1 protein-coding gene is annotated in these 598 nt (G+C 73.9%); it reads left to right on the top strand.

The genetic code is table 11. The features are described 5' to 3' along the window. A partial coding sequence (ypfJ, locus tag RCG67_RS17075) for a KPN_02809 family neutral zinc metallopeptidase (RefSeq protein ID WP_368827992.1) occupies positions 1-598 on the top strand: 598 nt, incomplete at both ends.

A 598-nucleotide genomic window follows, 5' to 3' on the forward strand; every position in this document is an offset into this window, starting at 1 on the left:
GCGGACGCCAACCGCTACAGCGACTGCCGGATGATCGCGACCGCCCAGTGCCTCGACCAGTTCTGGGAGGGCTACCTGCCGCAGGCCGCCGGGGAGCGCTACGTGCTGCCCGGCCTGGAGCTGTACCAGGGCCGGGACTCGACCGCCTGCGGGACCGCGTCGGCGGCGGTGGGCCCCTTCTACTGCCCCGCCGACCGGACCGTGTGGCTCGACGTGGGGTTCTTCGACGAGCTGCAGTCCCAGTTCGGCGCGGAGGGCGGCCCGCTGGCCGAGGAGTACGTGCTCGCCCACGAGTTCGGCCACCACATCCAGCACCAGATCGGCACCCTGGGCCACGCCCAGCAGGACCCGCAGGGACCGGAGTCCGGGGCCGTGCGGGTCGAGCTGCAGGCCGACTGCTTCGCCGGGCTCTGGGCGCGCGGCGCCTCCGGCGACACCTCGGGGGTGGTCGACCTGGCGGAGATCACGCCCGAGCAGCTCGAGCAGGCGCTCGACGCGGCCGAGGTCATCGGCGACGACCGCATCCAGGCCACCACGCAGGGCCGGGTGAACCCCGAGGCGTTCACGCACGGCACCTCCCGGCAGCGGCAGCTGTGGT

Origin of the sequence: Kocuria cellulosilytica (assembly GCF_040981245.1) — a bacterium.
GTDB lineage: Bacteria > Actinomycetota > Actinomycetes > Actinomycetales > Micrococcaceae > Kocuria > Kocuria cellulosilytica.